Raw genomic sequence first — 22,584 nt, 5'->3', positions numbered from 1 at the left:
ATCTTATTCCTTTATCAGGGCACTCCTGGTTTCTTTAATCGTTTTAATTCCTCTTTCAGTCTCCTTCTTCACCCGGGTGAGGGTACCATCATCATCGTATTCAAAGAAAGTGGCGTAGTTATTCTCATCCAGCTCTGCCATCATCCGTAATGTCACCGCATCGAATACAAAACTCTTCATATTGGCATTATAGGGATGTACGCGTATATCATCAAAATACACGGTAGAAGTACCGGTGGAGATCAGCTTGATGGCCAGTTCTGTTGTATTAAGCGGCAGATCCACTACTTGTTCATATCGCTGCCATCCTTCAATAATGGCGCCTGCGGGTTTTGCATGGGTAGGTGTTCCAACACCGGCATTGTTTGCTATAATGAGCATCTTGTTACTTTCATAAGATGCACAGTTGCAATCCTGTGTTTCTTTTACCCATGCACTGATGAGCACTTTCTTTCCGGCAAGGGGTGTAAAGGAAGGTAGCAACATGGCTGGCGTAGCTTTTACACTTTTCAACACTTCAACACCTGGCGCACATGCATTGCTCCCTTTATTGAACAGCGGGTTACCGGGGTCTGTATCAGTTGCTGTTACCCCCACCTTCAGGTGAATGGTATCTCCTGCAGGAATACGAATGCTATAACGGCCGGAATGCTTTTCTGTACTGTCAATGCGGCCGAGATAGCTGGAAAAATCGAAACGGCGGTCCGGTGAGCAATTCTCTTCGCAGCTGGCGGCTTTAAAATCGTAATCTTCAAATCCTTCGAATGCAGCTTCACGATACCGGCTATTTTGTACCATGGCCACAGGTACCGTATTATCATAACCGTAGATCGCGGCATTGTACCGGTTTAGCGGATCTTTATTTTCCAGTTCGTATCCTTTCTTATTAAATAAGGTAGAAGTAGCATTCCAAACCCAGCGGGTGGTATCATACTGTGGTTTCCAGCCCTCTGTCTGTTTTTTCCAGAACGCCATAAAGTCTGCATATTCCCCGTCCTTCCGGATATTGGTACCCTGCGAAGGGTCCGATTCTTTCCTTGCCCCGTAATAGACGTAGGCACGTGCAGGGCGCCAGTTGCCCAACAGACCGTAAGCATAAGGATTCACACTTGTATCTGTAACCGCACTATAGCAAATGCTGCTATAGGTAGCGGCGGTCACTATTACCGTATCCCTGATCGTATTCTGGCAGATATCGGCATTGATGGCTACCCTATACTCTCCTGCGTTTTGCGGACGAAAATTCCGTATTAACGGGTTTGGAGACGTACTTTTGAAATTATTTGGTCCCTCCCATAGATAGTTCACAGCCGTAGCAGGAAGGTTGATCACTGACAAGCGCACAGTTTCCCCGATACAATATTGCGGCTGGCTGGCAGAGGCCAGTTGCGCATTGGCCAGGTCCAGTATCTTCACGGTCTGTACGGCCGAAGCGCCACAATCATCTGTAACCTGCACATCATAATTCTGATTCACCATCAGATGGTAAGCGCCTCCTGAAGTAGCCGGGCCAAATTTCCCGGTATTATTTGTTGCCAGGTAGGGTCCGGTAGCGCCTTGCCCCGCGGCTGCCAAACGGTAAGTATAAACACCGGCTGCACCTTTGCGGCCGTTCCGTACATAAGCTGAAATGCTACCGGAATTAGCGGCTCCGCCGGGGCAGATCCATCCCAGTGTACGGTTAACATCCACCGTCAAAGGACTATAATTATAATCAACCGTAAAAAGATTTCCACCATTGCCTATTCCCGGGCCATTCCATATAATCAAAGTTGGATTTGTGCCCATACCGATTGTATAGGTACCGGGAACAGACAGGTTAATAGGCGTACCTGCCGGAACAATTTGCGTACTAAACCCGGCAGGGCCTGCTACTATACTGAAGTAAGAAGGATAATTTGTTGAGTTATTGAAAGTGACGGTACCAGATGGGGTCACTTTTAAACCGGCACAGGTAGTGTCTGTTGTAAAAACCGGATCATAGCGGTAAACGTGTTTTTCTTCTATGGTCACGAATTTATCATAAGTACCACAGGGATCTGTTATCCGCAATATATATTCACCCGGATAAAACATCTTATAAGGAACACTTTGGTCTACAAGGATATTTTGATATGCAGTGCTGAAATCCGTGGTATAGGTATAATTGTATAAATAGTTGCCAGGACTGAGTATCTGGAAATTAGTACCAACTGAAAGATTACCTGTTTTCTTGCGGATCTGGAAAGCGCCTGCACCATCCTGGCCATAAGCTCCATTATAGTTCGTAGGCGTTACTTCATAAGGATCTTCATTGCCAGGCGAGGCCACCGTGTATGCAACGTTGTCCTGGAGCTTGTAACCATCTGCTGTAACTGAATTGATAACGTATGATCCAAAAGGAAGTGTGAAAAACCTGGTTACGTGCATCCCGCCATATATGGTATCATATGTTATGGCTTGTGTAGTTGTGTTCCTGATCTGCGTATAGAGCGGGAAACAAGTTTTGTTCAGGTAAAGATGGTATAAGGAAAGTGTAAAATCCACATTACAGTTCACCCCATGCGTATTACTGACAATTGGTGGGTAATTAACCTGGTTCAAAGACATCTCTACTCCGCAGGCATCTTTAACATAATAGGTGATGGTTTTATTATAAGAGTCCTTTAATGTTTGACCGGCAGGCAGCACAATGGTATCAGGAGTGTTATACATGCTCCTGTAAGCAGATTTAGGACCTCCATTATAAGATGTGCACCACATCAGGGATGTGCCGGGTTCAATGTATTTGAAATAAGGAGAGCTACCAGCAAATGCAGGCACAGGTATGATCAATGAATTACAGTTTGGGCCGGCAGATTCCCTGTAACTCAGGGTAACAAGTGAAGTGGTTAAAACCGGCATTGTGTTCACCTTTACATCAAAGATGGGGGCCGTTGTTTCACAGGTATCAGATATCCTCAACTTATAATCACCTGCATTCAGATTATCCAAAGTGAGTGTATTACTGTAGCTCATGAATACAATACTGCCGGTATAACCAGCCGGGTAAGCGGTGAGCTGTACTTTATATGGCTTTCTTCCTCCCTGGAAGTCAACCTTGATCCTGCCTGAACCGCAACTGCTGAATGATGACCTTAGCTCTGCAGCGTTAGGCAGAAATTGCGCATAGTTGCCTGGTACATTTACGGTCTTAATGGCCGTATCCGGCATGCTATTGAGAATACCTACCGCCCTGATGACATAATCACCTGCAGGAATATTCTCCAGTATATTTGATTCACTGGGAGGAAGATTATACCCTCCGCCGGTAGAAGTTAGTGTGTAACGCACGTCAGATAAATTGCCGGCATTTGAACCGGTAAGCGTAACGGTTACCTTTCCACTTGCCGCACACCTGGAAGAGTCTGTAACAACCGAAATATTCCAGTTATTCTGTGCCTTTACCAAAGATGGTAATAACAGGAACAGCAAGCAGGTAACTCCCCTGAATAATGATTTTAATTTACTGGTCATTTCTTCCTGTTATACTGACAAATAAAAAATTGCTTTATAATAAGATTTCGTGAATGATCTTTATAGACTTCCACAGGTAATTCGATGATCAATCTGTCTGCATCCGGCATCTTTACTTTGCAGAAGACATCTGGCTGTGGCTGACCATTGATTAGGGTCACAGGTTTACCGGCATTCCTGAAAGCAAGACTTCCATCACTTAATAATAAATAAGTACCCTGTGCCCCTTGCATGATATAGTTCTGCCCATAGAATGTTATTCTTTTACCTGTCAGGATTGCCTGTAGCGGGAGAGAATCCTGCGTTCTTTCCTCCAGCAAATTATTCCCCGGGTCTGAGAACAACTTTACATTCACTTTATCCAATTCCCACTCTCCTTCCGGTTGCAATTGCGCAAACACCGCGCAAGGGGTTGCCAGCAACAGAAAACTTATGATCCATACCTTTATGTGCATATTCCTTGATTAAATGCGTGATTAAAAATCGCAGGTGATCTTCTCTTTTCGCCTGTCTTCTACCTGCCAGTTCTGTTTGTATTCTATCACGGATGCATTAATGATCCGGGAAGTCTGATCTATTTTCAGTTCCAGTTTACCTGCATTCATTACCAGCGGGTTCCCCATCATTGTAACACTCCCTACACTGGCGGATATGTTCTTTCTTCCGGAACGGACCACCTTCATGATCACATCATCTCCCGTAAAAGGTGCCCCATCCTGGTCCATAAAGAAGATCTCCGGTGCTGCACCACTCAGGGCATTTGCATCAACTGCCCATATCTTTTTTGAACTGCGCCAGGTGGCCAGTGCCGGTGTGCAATTGACACCGCTGACTTTATTTCTTGAATAGATAAGGATCTCATCCCCCGACGAAAAATAAGTAGCGGGCGTAGCCGTTCCAAGGCTTGTAATGATCCTTCCTTCCCTGATATTTACACCCTTCAGGAGTGTATTAATGTTCTTATAAGCACCGCTCATACCATCGTACATCCAGCCGGATGGATAGTTAAACTGATAGATAGTATCGTTGAATTCATTCTGGGTGGCGGTAAGCAGCACATCGCCTGTTTCACCATCATATAGCATATTCCTCATCAGCACCTTGCTGCCTTTTTCCACTGTTACAATACTATCCACTATACCATGCCTGTTCACAACTTTCACTGCTGCTATAGAACGGAACTTGTTCTCCTGCCGCTGCGGGAATACCGCAAACGAAGGAATGGAAATGATTGGCGGAAGCACTGTTGTAAATGCATCAACATTCACGTTAATATCCACGCCATTACTGATTGTTATCTGCTCACGCATATCCATCATCAACTCTATATCCATGCCTATGAGGGCTGTGGTATCAATTTCGCCCTTTGCATTCATAGACAGCACATTATTCTTCAGGTGTTTATGTACCGCATTAGGATTATCTACATGATAAAAGTGTTCCGAGTAGGAGATTGGTTTTTCTTTATCTGTTTCTGCATAACTGGCGGTATAACGTAGCTTGCCATGCATATCATTTAGCTCTATTTTAAATCCCTGGCTCAGCACAAGGTGATGTTTTGCATCAACGGCCAGCAACTTCATCAACAGGTTAGGTTTATGCCTGAGTTTGGTTTCGGGGCTAAACTTGGAATATTCGGTAATGATCGGGAAATCATATGCCGTATAGAAGGCAGTTTCATCATAACCTGTGGCAGATCTCGTTTTAGTGGTATTAATAGAACGTTTACGCACTTTGCTGTATCCTACGGAAGCACCTGGGAAGAAAGTTTCACCCAGCGGCACTTCCACATAACCAAGGCTTACCGGCGCGAGGGGGCCCATTTGCTGCACATATTCCAGCGGTTCTTTCATTGAATTCTCCTCACCACCTAACATCGGTTCATATTCTGCCACTCCACTGCTGATCACTTTCGGCTTCCCATTGATCATCCGGGTAGTCGTATAGCTATATTCAGTTCCATATATTGATTCTTTCTGCTTCGTCATTGCATTCCAATGATCATAAATGGTGATCCGCTTCACCCGCAGCCCGCCGCCGTATTTTTTCAGCCCAGGACTATGTAATCGCACAGAAGAACGGGACAGATCTACTTCTCTCGCCCATTTATTGCTCCGGGCAGTTTCATCAAAAGAACGGAAAGCATTTACAATATTATCACCCATGGAAAACAAGAGCTGAATACCGTCCTGGAAGTCCAGGTTATCTCCTATGTCTGAACCCGGAAAAGCTTTGGAAGGCAAATTGAGCCTGAGGAAGGAAATAGCTGTTTTAGCCATGGGGCTATAATTGCCTTGCCAATCCTCTGCTGCTTTATTCATAGGGACCAGTTTTACCCATATTGTATTACCATTGTTGAAATATCCGAACTGCGATTTATCCAGGTTGGCATACCCGGATACAAATTCGTGTCCGTTCCCCCATTTGTCGTCCGGCATTTTTACGTTCAGGCGGAAGTATAGCTTATTAATACCTTCCAGGTACTTGTAATAGACTTCGCTTTTTGAATTTACTTTTTCGCTGACGTGAATGGCTACATACAGGTTATCTCCGTTACTGCCTGTCAGTTGATTGCTCAGCTGGTTCAGCTGTGCAGGTTCAGCAAAAGAAAAACCTGCTACCTGGCTCATCTGTGCAGCGCGCCTGTTCTGCACAAATGCATAATCATCGCTTTCATAAGTGATCTTCATCCGGCCTCCGGAAGGCAACTGAATAGAATCCAGCGTCCACGCTGCTGCATTAGACGCTGCTACCGCACTGTCCTGTATAGCATATGGAAATTCTGCATTTGTTACCAGGTTCTGCCCATTTGATCCGGGGTTCTGCGCCGGGTCCTTATATGTACCCCAGCGGTCGAATGATTTCTGGTCATATCCGGGGTTTTTCGCGTTATAATTAAACTGGTATGCATTCTTAATGCCTTTCTTATTGCCGTTGTACGAAAACCAGATCTTCTTTAGTGTTAGTTTGCCAATGTTACTTCCAGGCAATGCTGCGCCCGGGCAGAGTTCATAAGAGTATTCAAAATGCACCGTTTTTACCGGCCTTGCTTTTGTATTGTACTTCAGAAAATCTGCCTTGGTATACAGGTTGATCTCCTTCAACCTTTTGGCAATGTGTTTGGAAGTATCTATCACACCACTTTCCGATATAGGCGCAAGGTCCATACGGTCCTCCAGCGTAAAGGTGGCGATCATATTCTTTGATTCTATCGTATTCAGGTACCACAATTCTTTTTCCCCATAGATGTAGCTGCCTTTATCATCCCGGTTATCCGATTTCATACCTTCACTGTAATTAGCTTTGTTTGAAAACGGCGTACGCCAGGTATAAGGATTTTTGGCTCCTGCTATTTTTGTATAATTAAACTTGATGGCATCACCCGGGTCATCATCAGATATACCATTTCCGGTAATATCCACATAATCAGGCGTTACTACGCCGGTTAGCAGGAAGGTATGGGCATAGGCAGGTATCTCTTCGCTGCTGAAATAACGGTCTTGCCCGTTCATATTATCTGTGGTGTTATCACTGCCGTGATTATAGGAGGTAAGGCCTTCCAATGCGTTACCTTTTTCCTTTGGTATGGCAAAGGTGACTTCCTTCTGTTTCAAGTTATAAACAGGGAGGCCGTAAATATACCGGCGGCCATCGCTGTTGAGTACATCCAATTGTGAAATATGGTTGGATTTCCGGAAAGTGTTCACTCTTTTTTCCTTCACCAATTGGTCCTCTATAGCAACAAACTCATCCTTAGCGCTGGGTATGAACATATCTTTTGCCTGTACTATCACATTACCACATTGCCACTTCATAGTTATCACTACATCGCCTGTGTTCTGAAAATATTCCAGCCGCACGTTGTAGATCTTACCTTCCTCCAGGTTGAGCGTGCGGGTTGTTGTTCTCAGGGCATGAACGGTCCAGTCATCCACAATGGCACTATCATTTACAAACAACCGCACACCATCGTCGGAGTTAAGAGTAATGGTATAAACGCCCGTTACCGGCGCCTTGATCCGTCCTCTCCAGCGGATAGAGAAGTTAGTGCTTCCGTTGGTCATGAAATTCCACCTTGCCTGGGTGGCATAATTATATGTTGCCAGGTTAGGGTAATTCACGGCGGTATCAATAGCATGGTAAACCTGCCCCTTCAGATCTTTATTTCTGAAAAAATATTCCGCTCTGAACCCTGTAGTGTCCTGGTCTATATCATCCGGTATCTCCTCTTCGCATTGCTGCGCCGAAAATTTATTCATGCTATAGTTCTCAATGAACCTGGGGAACCCGGTAATGTCTGCTTCTTCCGCCGTAAGGTGTGTGATCACCTGGGACCTTTTGTCACGTTCTTTTTTTACAGCATTGGCTGCGGTGAGTTGGATCTCATCCTGTTTTACTTCTCCTTTATACCTGCTCAGAAAGTTGGTGGCCTGCATATTCGGGGAGTTCCTCCCTGATTGCACGATTTTGGGCACTACAAGATCTGCACCACCAATGGTTTTATAATAGGCGCCTGAATTGATGGCCATCTCTCCGGGATTGCGGAAATAAACCGCTTCATAATCCTTGTCTGATTCTGTAAATGCAACTGTATTGCTGAGTGAATTGTTTTGCTGCCAGGGGCCAGTTTGCGTAAACGCTCTTGTTTCCGCGAAGTTGGCGCCAACGTGGAACAGGTTACCGAAACCCAAGTCCAGACTTGCACTCTGGCTCTGATCCTTGGTCCGCATGCTGTGATCATGCACGTAGCCAATGTCGCTGCGGTATGCACGGAACATTCCTCCCGTTCCTTCTCCTGAAATGGAGAATACATCATAAGTATAAGAAGGAATGGCAATATTGGGGAAATCCGGCTTTTCCCTGTAAGGGATCTCTTTTTCCCTGTTATAGTCCAGCAGGCCTGCAGGGTTGGCTTTTCCGCTGCCAAAGTTCAGGTAACCATAGGCAGGGAAATGCCTTACCTGGTCCTCTTTGGCAATATATTGTTTGGATACATAGCCGGTGATAGAGATACTAGGGTGTACTGTCATATACTCCAGCCCCAGTTTCACTGTAGCGGTAAAATTCCGGGAAGTATATGGCAGGTCCATAGACGGCGTGAAGGCCGGCGTATTGAAAGAAATATTACTTGTCCGGTAGGCAGAAGAGCCTATTTGTCCGGGAAGCGCCCTCATTTCCCGTTGTTCCTGGGATGCATCAATACTTTCCTTTATCTGCCGGTTTTTTGTGGAGCGGTACATTTTCACGCCACTGGAGAACTGCAGCGCTTTCAAGCCGGAACGTGAGTTATAGGATAGCCCCATGGAAACACTCCCGTCTACAGAACCTTTGTCCTTAGAAGATGCACTGAATAATTTCAACGAGAGATTAGGAGAAACAGTAAATCCTTCCTGGGAGTTGTTATTAAGAGAAAGTCCGCCGCTCAGAGGCCCGGAAGCTTTCTCTCCGACATTCAGGCTTGCATTCACCCCGCTCTCAATTCCCCATCCACGATAGGTATTATGAAATAATCCGGCACTGGCACCAATCGTAATAGGTAAACCTATCAATTCCACATCCACACCACCGGAAGCGCCGATCGTTTTATTCTCTTTAACAGAAGTTGTTTTTGTCACAGAATCTCTTCCGTTAAAATCATCTGGTAAACCACGCATGTTTCGTGTAATACTACCGGGATTGATATTCCATCCAAGTCCCACCCAGCTGGCCTCCTGGGCCATATCAGGACCACCGTTATAACCGATGGCCAGAGGATAGCCACCTACGTCCAGCAAAGGAACTTTATAAGTAAAGTCTCCTGTGAAAAGGTTCACCATATCATCTCCGTTTATGGAGTGAAAATCCTGTGACTCTGGCTGCGTAGGTCCTCCATTGAAAGGAGCCCTGGCTGCTTTGGCTGGCATTGTTACTTTAGGAGCAACCACCACTTTTTTTGCCGCAACAGGCGCCGGGGTATACACCGGCGCCACAAACACAGGCACCCTATTGCGTATGGCATACCTTCCACCGCCACGCCCATGGGCAAAAACCTGCGGAGGTACTACTATCTCAAAGTAGATAAGCCCCAGCATCAGGCATGCAAATGTCTTTTTCCACTTTTCAGCAAAAGCCAATATCATTACTCAATTATTTTAGGTATAAGGTTATTTTCCGCGGGTATAAATGAATTTCAATTGCCAGTATTCCTGCCGGCCGTTACGCAACCTGAACAGGTAGCTTTTGCCTTCTGTAAACTTGTTGCGTTTCCCCAGCGGCACATCCAGGAAGTTATTGCCTCTCTTCACGCGCAGGTCCCCGTTGTGCAATACTTTATTCTGGTCTTCCAACGCTATGAGTTCATACTGCACAGTGCTATCCGCTGTTTCGTTCACATATGCCAGCTGCAGAGGTCCGGAAGCATAAACAACCCGTCCGTCAAGGGACTTACGCAGTTGGGTATACACATCATTATTACGGCTAACTACATGTTGAAGCGCTTTAATCCTGAAGGTCCATACCTCCGCCTGCGCAGCAAACAGCTCTCCGTTCTTTGCAATCACCGTCCAGGCATAATTCTTACCGGTATCAAGTTTTGCAGCGCCGGCAGGATAGTTCAGATACATTTCCCGCTGCCTGTTCACACGGAACACAGGAATATTCTGTTGTACTGCCTCTGCTGCCGATTGCCCTTCCCGTATTTCCGCTACACGCATTTCATAATTCAGGTTATTGAACATCCCGGCGGGGGCAGGTGGTATCCAGGTGAACTGTGGTTGTTTTGTTTCCAGCTCACTCTGATTGGCGGGCATATTGAGCAGTGGAGGGCTTACAGGTTCTATGGTAACAGGGATGCAATCTTCCCGGTAGGTGTTTCCTTTATCTCCTTCCACCATCAGGGTATAACAGGCGAGGTAATTACCAGCCGGCAGTAACCCATTTACACTGCGATCTATCACAGCGCTCAGGTATTCATACTGCACAGGCATCACATCATTTACCTGCAACTGTTTCGCGCCTTTTGAGACGATGAGGTTACGGGTTATTCCGGTAAGCATGGGCTGGCTGGTCTGTGCATCCAGCAGACGTAAACTGATGCGTACGTTCAGTGGGCGGTCGTTAGCAGACACCAGCATAATATTCCATAACTGCGCCTTCAGGATCACGCCGGCAGGAGGAACCTGCGGTGTCATACTCACCTGCGCCCCGGCACGCAGGGCCAGCAAGAGCAGTGCAAGGCATAGGGATCTCTTCATATTACGAACACTTTTAAAAAATTCTGGTATAGGTAAGCCTCCCCGTTTTATTGGGAACGAGCTTTTTATCTGCACCCGGTACAAACCCCTGGTCTGCCATCAGCATAATCTCCCCTATCTTCGGAATATCCACCCGCACATTTGCTGTATAACCTACCTGCCGTAACCGGTAAACTGTCTGATAATTGTATTTCAATCCGCCACCTGCATCCAGCCAGCTCCTGATCTTGTATTGTGCATTTCCATCTGCACCAAACAGGGCATAGTCCTGATTGGTAGCGGAAGAAACGGTGCCGTTCAATGTAAGTTTTCCGAGGAAGATTGCCTGGTTCAGCAGCAGGTTGGTGCTATTGAAGTATACAAAATTGCTGTCTGCCTGGCGATTATAAAACCTTGTTCCGGAAAACATGGTGTTCATACCTGTATTACGGTATTTATAATAGTGACTTACAGTACCCGTCATCGTATAGAACATGTTCTCCATGAACCTGTCTTCTCCCAGTTTCATGAGCTGTGAGCTGGGGAAATACCCAAGGGATATCACCGGCCAGTTCCTTCTTCTGAATGTAGCCTGAATGCTTTTGAAGACGGTATTGCTCATATAGCTGGACGTTTCAAAAATGCTGGTGTATGTATTCTTCCGCAATGAAGCAGAAATAGTGAGTTGTTGTTTAAAGAAGGGTTGATCTGCTTTGAGCATCCAGCCACTCTGTTTGGATCCGGAGGCATACAAACTAAATGACTGAAAATTAGCACCCATCATTTTGTACATACCGCTCAGGCGTGTGCCCGTAGCGGGTATGAATGTATAAGAGGATATGGCATAGGCTTCATTGGAACGGTCTGCGAAGCGCAGCATACTTCCTCCCAGGCCATCTTTCGGGGCCACGCGCACATGTGATGGCATAGATGATTTCGCAGCTTCGCCAATGAAATAAGTATTTTTATCCAATTGCCATCTTCCTTCCAGGGAAAAGCCCATGATCCTGTTATCCGGCACTGTTACCTGCTGGCTGTTACCAAAGTTATAAGCCTGCTTCTTTCCGGTATAATAGCTCAGGATCACATTGTTCCCGTCCTTCATACCTTTACCTACCCTCACCACGTTGAGATACTGGCGCTGGCGGTTAGTGTTTACCACAAAATCCCTGAAACGGTAATCCACTGCTCCGGACGCTACTGCAAAATACCAGGAAGGATTCAACTCTGCCTGTACCCCTATGATACTGATATTACGGGCTGTGAGTTCAGAATAATCCACCATCGTTCTGCCAATGCCTATGGTACGTAACGACAATAAGGTCTTATATCCTTTAGGTAATATGGAATCCGGAAGGTTCATTCCTTCCAGGTGACTGATGAGCTCTTTAGGGCTGGCCCTCCTGGTAAGGAGGCCCACCAGTGTTTCTTTCTTCAATCCATATGCGCCCAGTTTCTTTTCATATAATGCCTCTGCTTTGGCTATGCTTTTCTGCAGGGAATCAATTTTAGCTGCCTTCAGCTCATATTCCCGTTGCAATGTTTGCAGCGTGCTATCTTTCACCAAGGGCAGTTTGGGCAATTTATTACGCAGGTCTTTTAAAGGAAGATGAGGTTTATTGGGGAGTTCCGGCAGCTTTCCTCCTGCCTTTCCGTATAGTTCCCGCTCACGCGCTTCTACCATTCTTTGTATCTGTTCCGGTGTATTGAACCAGCTTTTCATACGGTATAGTGAATCCCAGCTTTTATTCAGCTGCAGTTTCATATCCTGTATCTCCTGCCACTGTTTTATCTTACCCGCATCCCATGCCTGTGCTTTAGCCAACAGTGCGTTCTTAAAATCACGATTGGTATATTGAAGGTTCAGACCTGTAATACTGCGCAACAGGCTTGCATTACTTTTAGTAGTGCTAAAGGCTACACGTAATGGATATTGGTTACGCAAGGTAATATCCAGTGTGGTCTGTAATGTATGCTGATAGATCTCCCGTTCCAGATAAGGTGTATCTGCATGGGACTGATAATACAGGTCATACATAATGTTACCGTGTACCGTTATCAATGGTGTGCGTTTTTTTGCAGGCATGAAATATCCGTCATTCCTCGAACGAATGCGCACTCCGGTGACCGTATCTTCTCTCTCTGCGTACAAATAAAGCGGGATCATCCGCAAACCTTTACAGTTACCCGTTCTCCAACTGAAATAAAGAGTATCTGAAGGGAATTGATACGCATCCAGCGAATCCGGCTCACCCCATGTTCCGACATAATTATGCAGACCTGTTTTCAGGATGGATTGAGAAAATCCGGCACAGGCCAACAAATTAAGGAACAGTATTAAGGTAATACGGACCTTCAAATGTTTAAGCTATGAAAATGTGTTAATAAAAAAAGGCAGGTCCAAATGGGCAAACACAACTCTTTCTGTATAGGTATTAGGTTTCCTGCAATTACCGGGTCATAGGTTTCTATCCTAAGGTATAGGTTACTATCCGTTGACTGGGACAAATATAAGCGGGTTTTTCAATTAATCACAATGTTCTATTTATTTTTTTTGTTGTATGCATTCCTAACTTATACATTCATTTTCAAGCACACAGGAGCATATTATTTTATTGTTTTGTTAAGGTAAGGCCGGTTTTTACCTGGTTCCGTTCCAAACCTTCCACATGCATTATATCTGATAGGGGTAATGCAATCAGCTAAATCCACACAACCTTTTTGGAGCCATTTTTGTAATATCTACACGAATTAAACCACTTGTTATGAGAAACAACCATATCCTCACTATAACAGCAGTGAGCCTGTTAACTTCTATATCCTGCAATAAGGACAATGGCAGCAATCCGGACATTATATTCACCATCCCCCTCAACACCAGGCTGGAGAACCCCATGCCCGCCGGACGGACCGAAACAGGGCTATTAACCATGCAGTTATATGGCAACAATGTGCTCAGGTACTCCTTCCGGGTGGAAAACCTCGCTTCAGGCGATCAGCTCACCATGGCACACTTTCATGTAGGCGACCCGGTTACTAATGGCCCTATTATCCAGGACTTCCCTGCTTTCAGCGGCACCACAGCCACAGGAGAGATCACCCTGCGCCAGTCGCTGGCTGATAGTTTGAAGAACAGCAAAAATGATATTTACTTCAATGTACATTCTACCCAGGTTCCAGGCGGCCTGGTAAGAGGAACCGTGAACAGTGATATCATAGCAGCGGCAGATGTGGCCATGACCGGGCTGAATGAAGTACCGCCTGTTGTAACCACGGCTACCGGTACTGCTTTGATACGCCTTACCGTAGACCGCAAACTTTATTCAAAGGTGACCGTTACCAATCTCCCGGGCGGAGAAACATTAACGATGGCGCATATACACAGGGGTGCAGCTGGCGTAAATGGCGCCGTGCTTGTAGGATTGTGTGCTACCGCCGCAGATTTCGGCATCTCAAAAATGACGCAGCTGGATGAAGCGGCCGCCAACGCGGTAAAAACAGAGGCGTTATACACCAATGTACATACGAACATCCATCCTGATGGTATTATACGAGGCCAGATCAGGTAATAAATAAAAAACCCTTTAACGGTATAGTTAAAGGGTTTTTATCATCTCCTATAATACTGCTCTTATTTCCACAACACCTCCTGCCTTAATGATGGGATTAGTTTTGGCTAATTCCACAGCATCCTCCATAGTAGCAGTTTTTACGATCATGTACCCCAGGATGAATTCCTTGATCTCCGTGTAAGGGCCATCACTTACAATATCAGACTGCACTGTTTTTGCAAGGGAAAGGGATAAGGTGTTCCCCTTATCTGCCAGTTTATTCTGAGCGGCAATACTTCCCAGCCAGTTCATCTTTGCCTGCAACTGTTCAGGTGATGGTTTCTGATCAGGATCAACGGTGTTCCTGAAGATGAATACGAACTCTTTCATGGTTTTTTTACTAATAACGACCGGACCTGCCAAACGGGGACAGGTACTCAATAAAAAAGCAGCCGCACTATGTGCAGCTGCTTTAGGTTATGGAAAAAGGCCGGTTATTTATTATACTTAATAGAAACATGCACCAACCTGCAGGCCGTTGCTGCAGTTAATGTTCCACCGGTTGGGCTGGTAGCGGTGCCCGCCGTTTTATCCGCTACCCTTAAACGGATGTACAGATTAGCCAGCCCACTCGCAGCCTGCGGGAACTGGAAGTTGAGGGCTTTGTAACCGGCTACCTGTGTTAAGAGCGTATTGGAAAAGTTCGCTACATCCTCAAATGTGAAGGTGCTCACCTGGTTCCATACTGCGCTTCCGTCATTCTTATCTGACCATTCCACCACAAAGTTCCTTGGCCCGCCAATGTCCACATTACCATCTATCTGCAAAGAGATCGGCTGACTAACGCCTGCGGTAGACACAGCTATCTCCCAATACTCACCTTTGTTAGTGGTGGTATTCCACCAGCTCTTGCTGCCCCAGCCACCATTGGTAACTGCTCCTTTCACGGTGGCGCTTTCCTGCAGGAGGCCATTATAGTCGGTGGTAGTATAGAGGCCATTGGCTGTAAAGTCCATAGCGGTTTTTGCGCTTTGTGTGATCTTTCCTTCGCCGATATCCGGCGTTAAGGGATTTGCCGCAAGGGTAGGTGTAGCAGCATATTCATTTTTGAAACGGCTCCATTCTACCAGTACTTTGGAGAACCCATTATTCCTGTCTGCCTTCAGGTCAATATCGCTGCGTTTCAGGTGGCGGATAGCATACTTTCCTATATTGCCGCCATAACGCTCGTAAGTTTCAGATACAATAATACCGGTGATACTGCCACTCCCCTGTGGTACGGCATTGCCATCCCTGCGGTAAGGTACATCCAGGTTGGTGAGCATATACATGCTGTTACCGCGGATATCCCGGATGCTGGCAGGATAACAATCCATCCTGGCCGTGTAACCTTCGTTGATGTTGGTAAATGCACCGAAAGGGATAGAGAGCTCTACATCCTTAAGTTTAACGTAGGTGTAGAGGTCTTCGTCCGTCAGTTCATTCATGTATTTTTCGCGGGGCAATAAGGGAACCGACTGACCATCTTTCTGCATGATATTGGTTACCGTTACACCGGAGATCACTGCTCTGCCGGGATTAGTGAGCTTAGCAAGCGTGGTGCCTTTTAGCCAGATCTTTACGCGGTCATTAAAATTAAAGATGTTCTCTCCGGGTGTTTTTGTTTTAAAATACAAGCCGCTTTTGCCATCCGGGCTTTGCACGTATACAGAAATAGCATTGTCTGTTTTATCCAGGTTATGTTTATTGGCAGCGCTGTTCTGGTTCTTAGCGATATTAGGATGCCCTTTATCACTAACCACTACCCCTTCCACATATATATTCTCCTCTATCAGGCCTGCAGCCAGTGTTTGTTTCACATAAGCGAAGTCTTTGGCCACTGCATCTTTATAGCTCATGCCCAGGTATTGTTTTACCCGAATGGAATCTTTTACGGTAGTACCGAGCGCATCTAGGTAACTAAGCCTGATAAAAGCGGTACGCTCTGCTGTTGTTTTGTTCGTATCTACCGTAAAGTATAAATATCCATCCGTGATCTGCAGCCGGGAGATCCAGTTCACCTGGCCGGTTGCATCGTATTGATAACTCACTTCCATTTTATCCAGCGGAACATTGGTGGTAATGGGTGTTTTCAGGATACCGCCATTGGCTATGCTTTGTGCAGTGGTATCGTTGATCACAATAGCCGGCACTAAGCCTCTTTGCTGTAACTGGATGGTATCTGTTTTGCTTTTGCTCCGTACGATCAGTTTCATCATACGCGGCAGTTTATCTGCGTTATCTGTTACGGCTACCAGCGCATCTCCTTTACCGCTGCCGGAAGCAGTTTGCACCTTGATCCAGTCTGCTTCTTCTGCGGTTTCCATTTTCCAGTCACCATCAGCGTATACAATAATACGTGTGGTATCAGGCGCAGCGTTTAACCTTACTATCCTTGAATCAACAGCCAGTTCGGTGGAGAACCTGCGCTCTTCTTCTTTTCTGCAGGCCGTAATAAGTATAAGCAGGAATAATATATAGCGTTGCATACTTTATTTTTTGAGCTCCATGGTGATGGGCTTGTGATCGGAATACTTTGCCGTAAAGTCGTCGTAAATGAATTTGCAATATTGCAGCTTCTTTGCGAGGTCTTTACTCAGGTAGATATAGTCTATGCGGGTATTGGAAAGGATCCCGCTTTTGCCGGTCTCTTTCTGTACTGTTCTGTCATATGTTAAACCCGCATCCACATAACCGGCCTGCAGGATGCTTTGCTGCACCTGGTAATCCACCGCTCCGTTTGCGAGATTGCTGATATTGGGGTTCTTCAGGGATGCCTCCAGCTGACGCTGTACAAAATTGGTTTGTGCCACACGATGACTATCTAAAGGAGATAAAGAATTAAAATCGCCCATCATCAGCCAGTTCTTATCTCCATGCTGTAACCGCAGTGTTTCCAGCACCTGTGCTATTTCACTTCTTCTTTTCAGGTGTTTATGCGGGTTCAGGTGCAGGATACAAAAGTTATAACCATTGATGCTGGCTGTAATAAAACCATGGGTCATGTTTTCATTCACTTTCCGGATATCCACTATCGGGAAACGGGAGGTTACACCTGTAGGGTATCCGTTTTCTTTAACGATCACGGCATAGTTATGGCCATAAGATGCAGCCAGCGCCTCCAGCGTTTGTTGTGTGAATCCGTTGCATTCCTGTAAGGCCAGCACGTCCGGGGCCTTATCTTTCACCCATTCCACAAAGAGTTGTTTTCCTTTGGAGGTATCCGTTTTCATTCCCTCCAGGATGTTATAGCTCAGCACCTTTAGTGTTTGTGCTTTAAGGTTTGAGATGGATGTGATGGCCATCGCAATACAAAGAATATATTTCATAGTGTGTACTATTTATACGCAGGATTAGTTAAGATACCGCCTGAACGCACCACTTCCTTATCCGGTATAGGATAATACTCATGGTAAGGGCGCAGGTTATTTTTGATAATATCATATTCCAGTGCTGAAGTTTCACTTACCCGCTGGAAGAATTCGCCCCAGCGTACGAGGTCCCATTTCCTGCCGTATTCTCCCATTAATTCACGCCCGCGTTCCTTTTTCAGTTCCATCATAAATTCACTCTTACCGGGGTAAGCGGGCAGTGCAAAAGCGGCATTTGCCCTTGCTTTCACTTCGTTGATGCATTGCAGCGCCAGTGCAGGATCATCTGTTTCATTAGCGGCTTCTGCCAGCATCAGCAGTGCATCCGCATAACGGAATACCTTCTGGTTATTCCCGTCTGCAACATTATTCATGCCCGGGCACCAGAACTTGGGCCCCATCCAGGCTTTACCGGTACCATTGTTCAGCATCGGCCTTTTGAAATAAGCACCGTTATAAGTATAAGCCAGGACGATTTCGCGGCGGGGATCGGTGAGGTCATACAGGTCCATGAAATATTCAGTAGGTGTAACGGAGTTGTAAGGATTGCCTTCTGCGCCCAGTTCAGGGATCGTTACGCCATCGTATACATTGGTACCGGCAGTTTTGGCAGGTGTAAAGAAACAGGCTACCTGGGAGGTTTTCTTTATACCGGCAGCAGACCAGATGTATTGTACTTCAAAGATGGATTCCGGCGTGTTCTTATTCCTGAAATAAGTATCAGTAAGCGGGTACTGTGTAAGTTGGCCATAGATCTTCCTTATCTCCTGCATAGCAGCGGCGCAGACAGCGTATTCCTTATTCCACAGCGCCAGCTTGCCTATCAGCATGTAAGCCATCGGTGCAGAGACCCTGTTCTGCGGTACTGCGGAGGTACGCATCTGCGGCATGTGCGGTACATATTCCTGCAGTTCCTTAATCAGGGAATCACGGGTATCATCCGCATTCATCCTGCCTGTTTTTGCAATTTTCTCCAGTACGTTAAGGCTATTGATATCGTCCCTGTAAAAAGGTACATCTTTAAAGGTGCTGGTGAGCACGTAATAATACAGGGCACGCAATGTAACAGCTTCCGCAATGAAGGCCGGTTTCTTTTCTTCCGCGATCGTGGCATGCTGAATGCCATTGATAGCGGCATTACAATACATGATACCAGAGTAACAGGCTGTCCATACATTATCCCCCATACCAGGGTTAGCCGGTGAGATCTCAAACTTTGCATCCAGCTGGGAAGAGTTCAGGAAGGCCAGGTCTGTTGTTGCCTCCAGTGCAATGATCAGATCAGAATTGAACACATCCGTGAGGTTAATGTAACATCCGTTCAGGGCGGCGATACACTGATTCTCTGATTTATAGAACCCTTCCGGGCTTACAAAGCCGGCAGGGTTTTCTTCCAGGAATTTGCTGCAACTGCTCATCGATAAAGCTATCAGCGCAACAAGCATGATTTTGTGGATCATTCCTTTCATACAAAATATTTTTTCTTAGAATTTTAATTCAGCACCAAAAGTGAACGTTCTGCCGGCCGGGTAAGCACCATTATCCATGCGGCGGATGGTAGATCCTTCGCTCTGCGTGGATACTTCCGGATCGTACCCATTATAGTACTTCCAGAGGTACAGGTTATTACCGCTGAGTGTAAAGGCCAGGGACTGTAGTTTTTTACCGGTAAGGCGGGAAAGATCAAAAGAGTAACCCAGTGATATGTTCTTCAGCCGCAGGAAAGTAGCGTCATGTACAAAACGGTCGTTGGGAATATCATCTTTTGAATCTGCCCTTGGATAATCAGAGTTGGGGTTCCGTACCGGATGCCATGCATTCACCATATAACGGAACTGGTTACTGAGGTAAGTACCGGTACCCATGAATAATTCAACCGGGTTATAGATATCTCCTCCAACGGAATAGTTGAAGTAGAAAGATGCATACAACCGCTTATAACGGAAGGAATTCTGCAAACCGCCGTATACTTTGGGATCAGCGTTGCCGAGATATACCAGGTCGTTATTATCAAGGAGGCCATCATGGTTCTGGTCAATGTAACGCTGGCGGCCGGGGGAATAATAACTTACGGCGGAGGAAGCCCATTTCTTTTCTGTTTTATCCTTCGCAATCTCTTCATTGCTTTTCCACACACCGGCGTACTGCATCCCCCACAGGGCATTCAGCGGACGGCCTTTCTCATATCCGTACATCATATACTGTGCGCCATGGGCATTATTGTAGGTAGCCACCCTGTCAAGCCCTCCAATATCTTCCACCATCTGTTTGTTATGTGCAATGGTGAAGGTAGTGGACCAGGAAAAATTGCGGCGGCGGATGTTCTCATGGTCGATAGTGAGTTCAATTCCTTTATTGGATGTTTTACCGATGTTCGCCAGGCGGGAGCCATATCCTACATGTGTGGGCAACTGCACCGTGAGCAGGAGGTCTGAGGTATTGCTCTGGTAAGCTTCCAGTACTATGCCGAGGCGTTTATTGAAAAGGGAAAGGTCTATACCGGCATTATAGGTAGTTGTTTTTTCCCAGGTAAGGCCTTCATTGGAAATACGGGAAGGATAATAAGCTACCGGCTGCGTGCCGTTGAAAATGGCGCCGCCTGTTGTGGAGGCCAGGCGGGCCAGCGACTGATAACGGGAGATAGCATCATTACCGGAGGTACCACCGCTGAGGCGGATAGCAAATTCATCCAGTTTGCTGAACTGCTTCATGAAGGGTTCGTTCATTACATTCCAGCGGAATGCAGCAGAAGGGAAATAAGCCCATTTATTATCTGCCGAAAAGTTGGAGGCACCATCTGCCCGCATAGTAACAGTCAGATAGTACCTGTTGTCATAATTATAGTTCAGGCGGCCGAGGTGTGATACACGCGCCAGGTTCTCAAGCGAAGAACCCAGGTTAACGGTTTCCTTGGAAGGCAGGGCAGACAGGTCGTTTGGCCCTACATCATCCACAAAGTAACCGCTGCCACTGGCAGTGAGGTTCACAAAATTCTTTTTCTGGATGGTGAAGCCGTACATCGCATCGAAATTGTGGCGTTTGCGCCAGGTATTCCGGTACGTGATGGTGTTCTCGTTCAGGATATTGTTATCTGTATAACTGCGTTTGTATGCGTAAGCACCGGTGTTTGCTTTCACGCGCGTAGGCATGGTAGATGGTGTGAACTGATCGTCGTTCAGGTTGTAATCAGAATAAGAGATCGTGGAACGCAGTGTTACATTCTTTACCGGTTTTACTTCCAGGTATAACATAGAGCTAAGGCTCTTTTCTACCCGGTCGTTCGTTTTCAGCAATACGTTTGCCAGCGGGGAATCAAATAAGGTACCGCTGTACCATTGAGAGTTCCAGTCGTTGAAGGACCCATCCGGTTTATAGGCGGCAATAGTGGGTGCCAGGAAAAGCGTGGAGCGGTACCATAAAGTGTTGGTGCCGATATCTGCGTTATTCAGCGCGCGTTTTACATTAGAGAAGTTGAAGCGCACACCTGCTTTTACAAATTTGCTGATAGTTCTGTCCAGGTTGAGGCGTACCTGGTAACGTTGCAGGCCGCTGCGTTTGATGATCCCCTGGTTATCGTTATAGTTGGCAGAAAAATAGTATTGAGTGGTTTTATCACCTCCTGTGGCAGACAGGGTATAGTTCTGATAAGGCGCACTGCGGGAGATCTCCCTCGTCCAGTCAGTACCTTCTCCCAGGGCTAAAGGATTGGGATAGGGGTATTCCTCCAGCGGTTTTGTTTGGTTGGCTGCAGCGCTGAAGTAATAACGGTCGTTCTGCATCTGGGCAAACTCCGTGGCATTCATAATATCCAGCTCGCGGGGTAATTCAGAGATCCCCACATCGCTACGGAAAGTGAAGGCTGTTTTGCCCTGTTTATCTGCACCTGATTTGGTGGTAATGATAATAACGCCATTACTACCACGGGAACCATAGATAGCCGTTGAAGAAGCGTCTTTCAATACGTTGATGGCAGCTATATCTGAAGGGTTGATCTCATTCAGGCTTTTGATGGCATCCATCAAACCATCTACGATATATAAAGGTTCATTGCTGGCGGAGATGGAACGCGTTCCGCGGATACGTACCGTAGTAGCAGCGCCAGGCTCTCCATCCGTGGATACAAACTCCGCTCCTGCTATCCGGCCCTGCAACATCTGGTCTACCCGGGTTACCGGTACATTGTCGATATCGGACATCTTCACGGAGGATACAGCTCCGGTGAGATCGCTTTTCTTCACACTGCCATAACCGATCACCACCACTTCATTCATGCTTTTTTTAGATACTGCCAGCTTTACTGTCAGCGGGAACTTAACCGCATCTACCCTGATCACCTGGCGGTCGTAACCGATATATGTTACAAACAGCACATCCTTACTGCCCGCTTCTATGGTGAACTCCCCTTTTTCATTCGTCTGTACGCCGCGTGAAGTACCTGCAACGGATACTGAAGCGCCCGGCAGTGGATTCCCTTCTTCATCCGTTATCTTTCCCTTCAGCGGAGGTTCTTTTGATCCAGGTGTTGTGTTTTGAGTGGCAGTGGTTGTAGTTGCTTTTGCTTTGATGGTAATGGTCTTACTATTGATCTCGTAATCGATAGGCTGATCCGCCATGATCGTTTTCAGGAAAGGTTCAATAGGCATATCTTTGGCAGTCACAGAAACGGGTTTGGTTTTACCCAGTAATGCCGCGTTATAGAACACTACATAACCGGTCTGTTTTTCCAGCTGGCCAAAGACCTCTTTCAGTGGAAGCTGCCTGCCGCTAATGGTCACTGTTTGAGCAAAGGCACTGGCCTGCATACAAACAAACACCAGCAGTATCAACAGTAGCCGGGGTTTCCCCGTTTTGAGAGTAGATGTGAACATGATTGATTTGAATTATAAAGTTGAACGCATAGCAGTGCCCGCTGTTGAT

Annotated in this window: 11 protein-coding genes; 1 reads left to right on the top strand and 10 read right to left on the bottom strand. The window is 46.3% G+C overall.

The window, feature by feature from the left end; translation table 11 throughout:
- Positions 1-3: 3 nt before the first annotated feature.
- The 5 genes from BUR42_RS03370 to BUR42_RS03350 are packed head-to-tail and all read right to left on the bottom strand — an operon-like array spanning position 4 to position 13,065.
- The gene (locus tag BUR42_RS03370; RefSeq protein ID WP_074237828.1) at positions 4-3,495 is read right to left on the bottom strand and encodes a hypothetical protein; all 3,492 of its coding nucleotides are present in this window, start codon (positions 3,493-3,495) and stop codon (positions 4-6) included.
- Positions 3,492-3,950 carry a hypothetical protein gene (locus BUR42_RS03365; protein WP_074237826.1) on the bottom strand — a complete coding sequence of 153 codons (459 nt, stop codon included), beginning with the start codon at positions 3,948-3,950 and terminating at the stop codon, positions 3,492-3,494. Before BUR42_RS03365 ends, BUR42_RS03370 begins: the two co-directional genes overlap by 4 nt.
- Positions 3,951-3,971: 21 nt before the next feature.
- Positions 3,972-9,614 (bottom strand): PA14 domain-containing protein, encoded by a 5,643-nt coding sequence (locus BUR42_RS03360; RefSeq protein ID WP_074237824.1) that lies wholly within the window; start codon positions 9,612-9,614, stop codon positions 3,972-3,974.
- A gap of 24 nt (positions 9,615-9,638) precedes the next feature.
- The gene (locus BUR42_RS03355; protein ID WP_074237823.1) at positions 9,639-10,727 is read right to left on the bottom strand and encodes a hypothetical protein; all 1,089 of its coding nucleotides are present in this window, start codon (positions 10,725-10,727) and stop codon (positions 9,639-9,641) included.
- Between the two features lie 13 nt (positions 10,728-10,740).
- Entirely contained in the window at positions 10,741-13,065 is a 2,325-nt protein-coding gene (locus tag BUR42_RS03350) for a hypothetical protein (RefSeq protein ID WP_234979601.1), read from the bottom strand.
- A 406-nt stretch (positions 13,066-13,471) separates the two neighbouring features.
- Here BUR42_RS03350 and BUR42_RS03345 point away from each other — a divergent pair, with 406 nt between their 5' ends.
- Positions 13,472-14,275: a CHRD domain-containing protein gene (locus BUR42_RS03345; RefSeq protein WP_074237820.1), complete on the top strand. Its 804-nt coding sequence runs from the start codon at positions 13,472-13,474 to the stop codon at positions 14,273-14,275.
- A 48-nt stretch (positions 14,276-14,323) separates the two neighbouring features.
- Here the strand turns inward: BUR42_RS03345 and BUR42_RS03340 are convergent, their stop codons facing one another.
- The 5 genes from BUR42_RS03340 to BUR42_RS03320 form a co-directional block, all read right to left on the bottom strand.
- Entirely contained in the window at positions 14,324-14,647 is a 324-nt protein-coding gene (locus BUR42_RS03340; protein ID WP_074237819.1) for a YciI family protein, read from the bottom strand.
- 104 nt (positions 14,648-14,751) lie between these two features.
- A complete protein-coding gene (locus tag BUR42_RS03335) occupies positions 14,752-16,785 on the bottom strand; it encodes a BACON domain-containing protein (RefSeq protein ID WP_074237818.1) in 2,034 nt (677 codons plus the stop codon).
- Between the two features lie 3 nt (positions 16,786-16,788).
- Positions 16,789-17,625: an endonuclease/exonuclease/phosphatase family protein gene (locus BUR42_RS03330; RefSeq protein ID WP_084185348.1), complete on the bottom strand. Its 837-nt coding sequence runs from the start codon at positions 17,623-17,625 to the stop codon at positions 16,789-16,791.
- Positions 17,626-17,633: 8 nt separating this feature from the next.
- Positions 17,634-19,136 carry a RagB/SusD family nutrient uptake outer membrane protein gene (locus BUR42_RS03325; protein WP_084185346.1) on the bottom strand — a complete coding sequence of 501 codons (1,503 nt, stop codon included), beginning with the start codon at positions 19,134-19,136 and terminating at the stop codon, positions 17,634-17,636.
- Between the two features lie 15 nt (positions 19,137-19,151).
- Positions 19,152-22,535, bottom strand: coding sequence for a SusC/RagA family TonB-linked outer membrane protein (locus BUR42_RS03320; protein WP_074237814.1), 3,384 nt, complete (start codon positions 22,533-22,535; stop codon positions 19,152-19,154).
- Positions 22,536-22,584 lie beyond the last annotated feature (49 nt).

This window comes from Chitinophaga niabensis (assembly GCF_900129465.1).
GTDB classification, from domain to species: domain Bacteria; phylum Bacteroidota; class Bacteroidia; order Chitinophagales; family Chitinophagaceae; genus Chitinophaga; species Chitinophaga niabensis.
The sequence above is the reverse complement of the archived record's forward strand: the minus strand, read 5'-3'. Positions and strand labels throughout refer to the sequence as shown.

Excerpts from the sequence above, each read along its gene's own strand:
- BUR42_RS03370 (WP_074237828.1), bottom strand. The coding sequence starts at position 3,495 with ATGACCAGTAAATTAAAATCATTATTCAGGGGAGTTACCTGCTTGCTG.
- BUR42_RS03365 (WP_074237826.1), bottom strand. The coding sequence starts at position 3,950 with ATGCACATAAAGGTATGGATCATAAGTTTTCTGTTGCTGGCAACCCCT.
- BUR42_RS03360 (WP_074237824.1), bottom strand. The coding sequence starts at position 9,614 with ATGATATTGGCTTTTGCTGAAAAGTGGAAAAAGACATTTGCATGCCTG.
- BUR42_RS03355 (WP_074237823.1), bottom strand. The coding sequence starts at position 10,727 with ATGAAGAGATCCCTATGCCTTGCACTGCTCTTGCTGGCCCTGCGTGCC.
- BUR42_RS03345 (WP_074237820.1), top strand. The coding sequence starts at position 13,472 with ATGAGAAACAACCATATCCTCACTATAACAGCAGTGAGCCTGTTAACT.
- BUR42_RS03340 (WP_074237819.1), bottom strand. The coding sequence starts at position 14,647 with ATGAAAGAGTTCGTATTCATCTTCAGGAACACCGTTGATCCTGATCAG.
- BUR42_RS03335 (WP_074237818.1), bottom strand. The coding sequence starts at position 16,785 with ATGCAACGCTATATATTATTCCTGCTTATACTTATTACGGCCTGCAGA.
- BUR42_RS03330 (WP_084185348.1), bottom strand. The coding sequence starts at position 17,625 with ATGAAATATATTCTTTGTATTGCGATGGCCATCACATCCATCTCAAAC.
- BUR42_RS03325 (WP_084185346.1), bottom strand. The coding sequence starts at position 19,136 with ATGAAAGGAATGATCCACAAAATCATGCTTGTTGCGCTGATAGCTTTA.
- BUR42_RS03320 (WP_074237814.1), bottom strand. The coding sequence starts at position 22,535 with ATGTTCACATCTACTCTCAAAACGGGGAAACCCCGGCTACTGTTGATA.